The sequence below is a fragment of the Pseudomonas sp. GW458-11-26-14-LB4 genome (genome assembly GCF_059423925.1).
The window spans coordinates 1-6396 of record NZ_JBWKYU010000039.1; the positions used below are offsets into that span (position 1 = coordinate 1).

General features: G+C 62.8%; 5 protein-coding genes. 4 read left to right on the forward strand and 1 reads right to left on the reverse strand.

What is annotated here, in order from left to right:
- Nucleotides 1-215: 215 nt before the first annotated feature.
- The gene (locus AC07XZ_RS28970) at nucleotides 216-1139 is read right to left on the reverse strand and encodes a LysR substrate-binding domain-containing protein (RefSeq protein ID WP_102688681.1); all 924 of its coding nucleotides are present in this window, start codon (nucleotides 1137-1139) and stop codon (nucleotides 216-218) included.
- 118 nt (nucleotides 1140-1257) lie between these two features.
- Between AC07XZ_RS28970 and AC07XZ_RS28975 the strand changes: the two genes are divergently transcribed.
- From AC07XZ_RS28975 to AC07XZ_RS28990, 4 genes are all read left to right on the forward strand, one after another.
- Nucleotides 1258-1722 (forward strand): (2Fe-2S)-binding protein, encoded by a 465-nt coding sequence (locus AC07XZ_RS28975; RefSeq protein WP_102688680.1) that lies wholly within the window; start codon nucleotides 1258-1260, stop codon nucleotides 1720-1722.
- On the forward strand, nucleotides 1722-3929 hold the full coding sequence (locus AC07XZ_RS28980; RefSeq protein ID WP_102688679.1) for a xanthine dehydrogenase family protein molybdopterin-binding subunit: 2208 nt from the start codon (nucleotides 1722-1724) through the stop codon (nucleotides 3927-3929). Before AC07XZ_RS28975 ends, AC07XZ_RS28980 begins: the two co-directional genes overlap by 1 nt.
- A gap of 6 nt (nucleotides 3930-3935) precedes the next feature.
- Complete coding sequence (locus AC07XZ_RS28985) at nucleotides 3936-4826, forward strand: LysR family transcriptional regulator (protein WP_011334794.1); 891 nt, start codon at nucleotides 3936-3938, stop codon at nucleotides 4824-4826.
- A gap of 77 nt (nucleotides 4827-4903) precedes the next feature.
- A complete protein-coding gene (locus AC07XZ_RS28990) occupies nucleotides 4904-6394 on the forward strand; it encodes a helix-turn-helix transcriptional regulator (protein ID WP_102688678.1) in 1491 nt (496 codons plus the stop codon).
- The last annotated feature ends 2 nt before the right edge of the window (nucleotides 6395-6396 follow it).

Below are 6396 nucleotides of genomic sequence, written 5' to 3' on the forward strand. Positions count from 1 at the left end.
CTCCTGACCATGATTGATACCTGTAAACCATGTCCCCGGTCTCAAACGTAAAGGATGTACCCGGTCTTTACCCACCCTAGCCCTCTCCCGGAGGGAGAGGGGACTGACCGAGGTGTCTTGCGCTGTACATCGACCTGAAAGATCCAGTCGATTATGGATTCGGTAAAGCAGATTCAGGTCGGCGGACTTCTTGAGCATCCCCCGATCGGTCCCCTCTACCTCTGGGAGAGGGCTAGGGTGAGGGCAGCATTCTCAAGCGTACTCAGAGCCAACTGTTTGATGATCTCAACCACCGGCCCCACCCGCTCAGCCTGCCCATGCGGCCACACCGCATAAAGATTGTAATGCGCCGCAATCTGCGCTTGGTTCAACGCCACCAGCCGCCCGCTGCGCAACGCATCGGCAGCCAGTAATCCACGCACCAGCCCCGCACCGACACCCGCTTCAGCTGCCGCAATCAGATTCGCCGCATTATCGAAAATCACCCGCGCCGGCGGTTCGGTCGGTGTCATCCCCGCCGCATCCAGCCACGGAATCCACGACCTGCGCGTATACCCCAACAGTGGCAGTTCAAGAATCTGCGCCGGGCTCAGCGGCAGCTGCAATCCATGCCGCTCCGGCAACGCCGGGGACGCCACCGCCAGCACCCGATCCCCGCAGATCTGGGTCATCTCGCAATCGTCCCAATCGCCATAGCCATAGCGCAGCGACAGGTCTACCCGCTCGAACGTGCTGCGATCACTGCGCGGCATCGACAGGATTGTCACTTCGTAATCCGGCAATCCGTCGAGCAATTGCGGCAGGCGTGGATTGAGCCAGCTCTGCGCCAGTTCGCTGTCCACATCCAGGGTCAGCCGCTGAGCCACGCTGCGGTTTTTCACCGAGGACAGCGCCCGGTCAATCTGCGCCAGGCCATCCGACAGCACGCTGGCAAACAGCTGCCCGGCGTCGGTCAGGTTGCTGCCGCCGCCTTCGCGCACGAACAGCGGCTGGCCAATGAAGTCTTCCAGGGCGCGGATCTGCTGGCTGATCGCGCTGTGGGTCAGGTCGAGCTTGCGTGCGGCACTGGAAAAACTGCCGCTGCGCGCTGCGTGAATGAACGCGCTCATGGACTGCACCGACGGGTATCGCTTGTACATGTTGTTAGTCCTGCTTACACCGGTTGGCAGAAATCGTCGCTGGCCGCGCGTTGCCGGGGGTTCCAATAATCGGTCACCAGGCCCGCACAAAGACGGGCCGCTCTTTTGGAGCCTGACAATGATTGCATTCACGGTTAACGGCGAACGACGCGAGCTGGATGAGGCGTCCCCCTCCATGCCCTTGTTATGGGTGTTGCGTGATCAGTTGAAACTCACCGGCACCAAGTTCGGTTGCGGCATCGGCCTGTGCGGTGCCTGCACCGTGCACCTGAACGGCGTCGCGGTGCGTTCCTGCCAGTTGCCGCTGGCCGCCGTCGCGGGCCACAGCATCACCACCATCGAGGGCCTGTCGCCCAGCGAAAACCATCCGCTGCAACTGGCCTGGGTCGCCGAAGATGTGCCGCAATGCGGCTACTGTCAATCCGGGCAGATCATGTCCGCCGCCGCGCTGCTCAACACCGGTGCACCGGTCAACGACGACTCGATCCGCAACGCCATGTCCGGGAATATCTGCCGCTGCGGCACTTACGGGCGGATCAACAAGGCGATCAAACGTGCGGCGAATGCGCCGAAGGAGGCGTGATGAGCCTCATCGACGGCACGCTTCATGAACCCTCGCGCCGAGTGTTTCTCAAGCAGGCGGTAACGGTGGCGTCCGGTCTGGCGATTGCGCTGTACCTGCCTTCCGGTGCGGCGGCGACTGAAGCGAAAACCTCGGCCACTGAATTCGAACCTAACGCCTGGGTGCGCGTGCTGCCCGACGGCACGGTGAAACTGGTGGTGCACAAGCACGATTCCGGTACCGGAACCCAGACCGCGCTGGCCGCATGTGTGGCCGAGGAACTGGACGTGAACCCGATGACGGTGCAGGTCATCACCCCGGAAGATCCGTTCTTCGACACCTACATTCATCCGGTCTGGAAAGTCTTCTCCACCGGCGGCAGCACCAGTGTGTCGCTGGAGTACGATCGCTTGCGCATGGCTGGCGCCACGGCGCGGGCGCTGCTGATCAGTGCGGCGGCGCAGCAGTGGAAAGTCAGCCCCGACAGTTGCTCTACCGAAGAAGGCCGGGTCGTGCATGCATCGAGCAAACGCAGCCTCGGCTACGGCGAACTGGCCGGCGCGGCGGCGCATCTGCCGGCACCGGCTAACGTCACGCTGAAGGATCCGGCGCAGTTCAAGTACATCGGCAAACTGCGCCACAAACGCGATGCGGCGGCCAAGGTTTGCGGACGCTTCAAGTACAGCATCGACGTGCAGTTGCCGGGGATGCTGGTGGCGGTGATTCAACGCGCACCGGTAGTGGGCGCGAAGGTTGTCGCGGTGGATTCGGCGGCCGCGTTGCAGGTGCCGGGTGTGCGCAAGGTGATCGCGATTCCCGGTCGGCCGGACGTGCTCGGTGGCAACCTCGAAGGCGTCGCGGTACTGGCCGAAACGTTCTGGGCCGCGCAACAGGGACGCAAGCTGCTGGAGATCAAATGGAGCGATTCCCCGCTGGCCGGTTTCGACAGTGCCGAACTGGTCAAGGCACAGATCGCAGCGATCAGCGACCCGGCAACGCAAACCGTCAAAGCCATGGCCCAGGGCGATGTCGCCGGACAATGGCCGGGTGCGGCGAAGCTGCTCGAAGCCGATTACACCATGCCCTACAAGGTGCAGAACCCGCTGGAGCCGATCTGCATCACCGCGCAGCTCAAGGACAAGGCAATCACCTACTGGGGTGGCGTGCAGGTGCCGTCGTCGGCGCTGGAAGCGGCGCAAACCGTGTGCGGCATCGGCAAGGAAAAAGTCACCATTCATGAGCTGGTGTCCGGTGGCAGCTTCGGTGCGCGGGAAGCCAAATACTGGTTGTTCGAGGTCGCGTATCTGGCGCAGAAGACCGGCGTGCCGGTGAAACTGCTCAACAGCCGCGAAGACGAGATGCACGCGCTGTTCAATCACCCGGCCACGCTGCATCGGGTAAAAGGCGCGCTGGATGCCCAAGGCAAACTCACCGCGCTGCAACTGCACGCGGTGTCGCCTGCCTCGCCGGAACAGTGGGAGCCGGGCTATTTCGAGCGTCCGGATCACATGGATTACAGCACCACCGAAGCGATCACCGCGTGGGACTTCGCCTACCGTCCGCCGCACCTGGAGCTGAACTGGGTCAAACACGAAAGCAACGTGCCCAGCGGTTGGTATCGCTCGGTGAGCTTCATTCCCAACGTGTTCGCCGTGGAAAGCTTCATGGATGAACTGGCCCACGCGGCCGGTGAAGATCCGTTGGCATTCCGGCTGGTCAACATGCAGGAGCGGCCACGGCATGTGGCGGTGCTGAAGCAGGCCGCTGAACGCGCCGGTTGGGGCCAGAAACTGCCGCCGGACACGGCGCTGGGGATCGCCACCAATCAGGGCTACACCAGTTTCATCGCCGTGGTGGCGCGGGTCGCGAAAGTGGACGGCAAGGTGCGGGTCGAGAAGCTGACCTGTGTGGTCGATTGCGGTCTGGCGGTGTCGCCCGGCGGGGTCGAGGAGCAGATTTACGGCGGATTGATGTGGGGCCTCGGCCACGCGCTATTCGATCGTCTCGACATCCAGCAGGGCAGAGTGGTGCAGAGCAATTTCCACGACTATCGCGTCACCCGCATGTCCGACATGCCGCCGGTGGACATTCTCGTGCTCGATGGCCAGCCGGACAAACCGGGCGGCGTCGGGGAGCTGGGCAGTCCGTCGGTGGTCCCGGCAATTGCCAATGCGCTGTTCAGCCTGACCGGGGTGCGTCAGCGTTCCACGCCACTGAACCTGGGGTAAGTCGCCATGGACCTGCGTTTGCTGCGGTACTTCATGGCCCTGGCCGATGAGCTGCACTTCGGTCGCGCCGCCGAACGGCTGCACATCTGCCAGCCGCCGCTGAGCCAGCAGATTCGTTTGCTGGAGGAAGAACTCGGCACGCCGCTGTTCGAGCGCAGCCACCATCGGGTCGAGCTGACAGCGGCGGGGCAGATGCTCAAGGAGCAGGCGCCGCTGGTGTTCGAGCAACTCGAGCGGGCGCTGGACCTGACCCGCCAGACCGGGCGCGGGCAACTGGGCGAGCTGGAAATCGGCATGATCAGTTCGGTGATGGTCGGCGTGCTGCCCAAGGCGCTGCACCTGTTTCGCGAGCGCTATCCGCAGGTGACCTGGCGTTTGCATGAAATGACCCCGGCGGCCCAGGTCAAGGCGTTGAAGGAAAAACGCATCGACGCCTGCGTGTTCCGCGTCGGTTATGACGACCCGCAATTGCGCAATGAATTGCTGATCCATGAACCGATCCATGTGGTGATGCCGCAGGATCACCCGCTGGCCCGACGCGAGGTGCTGGCGCCGGCTGATCTGGCGCAGGAGCCGTTTGTGGCGCTGGAATTGAAGCAGTCGCGGTTCGCCAATTTTCTCTATCAGTGCTGCATTCAGGCCGGGTTCACTCCGCAGATCCGCCAGCAGGTGATCGAGGTGCAGACCTTGCTCAGTCTGGTTCGCGCCGGGTTTGGCGTGGCGCTGTTACCCGCATCGATCGAGCAGTTGGCTCCCGCCGGACTGGTGTTCCGGCGCCTGACCCCGGCGCTGCCGCAAGTGCCGCTGTACGCGACGTATCGGGCGGACGATGCCTCGCCGGTGCTCAAGCTGTTTCTCGATACGCTGCGCGAGCTGGTCGATCACTCATCGCGGTAATCAGGGACAAAGTTGCCCGGCACGATCACAACCGCCTGCGGTCGTAAACTTCACATGCGCGAACTTGTGGAGAACCAATGAGCCGGGACGTCCTGACCACCGAAACCAATCGCCGTCAGTTGCAGCAGATCATTGCCGGGCTGTCCGACGGGGTGATTCTGCTGGAACTCGACCAGACGATTCTCTGGGCCAACGAAGCCGCGCTGGCGATGCATGGCGTCAGCCGGATCGGCGAGCTGGGCAACAACGCCGGGGAATACGTCGAGCGCTTCAACCTGCGCTATCGCAACAACCACACGCTGACGCCGGAGCAATACCCGATCAGCCGCGTAGCCACCGGCGAGACCTTCAGCGACGTGCTGGTCGAAGTTACCCCGCACAGTGACGAGGAGCGCACCTGGGTGCATAGCGTGCGCAGCATGGTGTTGACCGATCGCGACGGCGACATCGAGTCGCTGGTGCTGATCATGAGCGACGTCACCGACTGGGCCAACGCCGAACAGCGCTTCGAAAAAACCTTCAATGCCAACCCGGCCCCGGCGGTGATCTGCCGTCTCAGCGACTTGCGTTATATCAAGGTCAATCCGGGGTTCCTGGAGATGACTGGCTACACCCGCGATCAGGTGATCGGCGTTTCGACCTATGAGCTGGATATTCTCGAACAGGCCGAGCGCAAGGACCTGGCGATCCAGCGCCTGCGCGATGTCGCGACGATCCCGCAGATGCAGGCCGAGCTGCGATTGCCGGACGGTGGCATTAAACAGGTGATCGTCGCGGGGCAGCCGCTAGTGCTCAATGACGAGGATTGCATGCTGTTCTCGTTCGTCGACATGGAGCTCAGGCATAAGGCCGAAGTCGCCCTGCGCCAGAGTGAAGAGCGGTTCGCCAAGGCCTTTCGCCTGACGCCGGTACCGATCCTGATTTGCAGCGCCGATGAGCAGCGGCTGATCGACGTCAATCAGGCCTTTCTCGATACCCTGGCTTACGAGAGCGACGACGTGCTCGGCAAGACCGTCGCGCAACTGGACTTCATCGATGAACCGGCGGAACGCGCCCGGTTACTGGCGGCACTGGAGAAAACCGGCCGCGTTGACCGCGTCGATATGCGGATCCGCAGGAAAGACGCCGAGCTGCTGGAGTGCGCGATGTCCGCAGACACCGTCAACATCCAGGACGCGGTGTGCTATCTGCTGGTGCTGATGGACATCACCGAACGCAAGCGCACCGAGCTTGAGCTGGTGGCGGCGATTGAAGAGGTGATGAAGGATGCATCCTGGTTCAGTCGGACGTTGATCGAAAAGCTGGCCAATGTGAAGAAGGTCAACTCGCCGCAGCTGCCGAGCGTGTCGTTCACCGATCTGACGGCCCGGGAGCGTGATGTGTTGGCGCTGATCTGTGAGGGGCTGGCGGACAAGGAGATTGCTGCGCGGCTGAAGCTGGCGCCGAACACGGTGCGCAATCATGTGGCGACGGTGTATTCGAAGCTGGATGTGCACAGTCGCAGCGAGGCGATTGTCTGGGCTCGGGAGCGTGGGTTGTTTTCGGGGGGCGGTCGGGGGCAGCGGTAAGG

Bases quoted from the DNA above. Each gene is read 5' to 3' on its own strand.
- AC07XZ_RS28985 (WP_011334794.1), top strand. From the start codon at position 3,936: ATGGACCTGCGTTTGCTGCGGTACTTCATGGCCCTGGCCGATGAGCTG.
- AC07XZ_RS28975 (WP_102688680.1), top strand. From the start codon at position 1,258: ATGATTGCATTCACGGTTAACGGCGAACGACGCGAGCTGGATGAGGCG.
- AC07XZ_RS28990 (WP_102688678.1), top strand. From the start codon at position 4,904: ATGAGCCGGGACGTCCTGACCACCGAAACCAATCGCCGTCAGTTGCAG.
- AC07XZ_RS28980 (WP_102688679.1), top strand. From the start codon at position 1,722: ATGAGCCTCATCGACGGCACGCTTCATGAACCCTCGCGCCGAGTGTTT.
- AC07XZ_RS28970 (WP_102688681.1), bottom strand. From the start codon at position 1,139: ATGTACAAGCGATACCCGTCGGTGCAGTCCATGAGCGCGTTCATTCAC.